General features: G+C 34.9%; 1 pseudogene. It reads left to right on the top strand.

Going from position 1 to position 475, the window contains the following annotated elements:
- Positions 1-415, top strand: a pseudogene (locus IDG65_RS14210) (primase C-terminal domain-containing protein); the annotation flags it as partial.
- Positions 416-475 lie beyond the last annotated feature (60 nt).

Here is a 475-nt window from a genome sequence, read left to right as displayed (position 1 = left end):
ATACATTACCATTCTTTGCAAAGCTTGGGTATCAAGTGATTTAACCAGTAAAGATTTATTTGTCCGTCAAGGGTGGTTTAAATTCAAGAAAAAAAGAAGCGAACGTCAACGTGTTCAGTTGTCAGAATGGAAAGAAGATTTAATGGCTTATATTAGAGAAAAAAGCGATGTATACAAGCCTTATTTAGTGACGACCAAACAAGAGCTTAGAGAAGTGTTAGGCATTCCTGAACGGACATTAGATAAATTGCTGAAGGTACTGAAAGCGAACCAGGAAATTTTCTTTAAGATTAAATCAGGAAGAAATGGTGGTATTCAACTTGCTAGTGTTAAATCATTGTTGCTATCGATCATTAAAGTAAAAAAGAAGAAAAAGAAAGCTATATACAAGCCCTCACAGAAGCTTTTGGTTTAGAAGGTACATTTATTCAAAGTATGATGAAACAGCTGTCAGAGCGACCAAAAACAGCAGAAC

Origin of the sequence: Staphylococcus sp. EG-SA-17 (genome assembly GCF_017151845.1) — a bacterium.
Taxonomy (GTDB): Bacteria; Bacillota; Bacilli; order Staphylococcales; family Staphylococcaceae; genus Staphylococcus; species Staphylococcus aureus.
Note: the sequence above shows the minus strand (reverse complement) of the source record. Positions and strands in the feature narration are given on the sequence as shown.